The 612-nt window shown below is 58.5% G+C and carries 2 pseudogenes; one reads left to right on the top strand and one right to left on the bottom strand.

Annotated elements, in window-relative coordinates:
* Positions 1 to 151 (top strand): annotated as a pseudogene (locus tag AC1D34_RS38200) (IS630 family transposase); the annotation flags it as partial.
* 10 nt (positions 152 to 161) lie between these two features.
* Here the strand turns inward: AC1D34_RS38200 and AC1D34_RS38205 are convergent.
* Positions 162 to 460: pseudogene (locus tag AC1D34_RS38205) on the bottom strand (IS630 family transposase); the annotation flags it as partial.
* Positions 461 to 612 lie beyond the last annotated feature (152 nt).

The raw sequence follows: 612 nt of genomic DNA on the forward strand, positions 1-612 counted from the left end.
CCATTCCGTCGTCGACCTGCAGGCCGCCATCAACCGCTTCATCATCAAGGAGCACAACCGGGAACCACGCCCGTTCCTATGGAAAGCCGATCCCGACCACATCATCGCAGCCGTTAGGCGCGGGCATCAAACGTTGGAATCAATCCACTAGTCATGCGAATCTAAAGTTCGCCGCATAAGGTGTTTTCGGCCTTTTGGCAGAAGCGCCTGACGGCCGAGAGGATCTCGTCGGCGGACTTGGACCATTTGTAGGGTTGTGGCGCTCGATGAAGCTGCGGATATCGCTTTCGAGCTGGGCCGTAGAGGTGTGAACGCCCCGCCGCAGTTGCTTTCGGGGGAGTTCGGCGAATCAGCGTTCGATTTGGTTGATCCACGAGGCGGAGGTCGGCGTGAAGTGGACATGGTAACGGGGTCGGCGCGCCAGCCAGCTTCTGATCAGCGCGGTTTTGGGGGTGGCGTAAATAGTAACGTACCTGGTGCGAGCGCGCCACCTTCCGCGGCTGGATCCAAGTCTGGATGATCTCGCCTCTCAGACGAGGAGGTCGCCGTGTCAGGGCTTAATGATGATCATCAACACAGTGCTGACGATACTCATGCCGATGCTGGTGATGG

This window comes from Allobosea sp. P1_A7 (genome assembly GCF_056406775.1).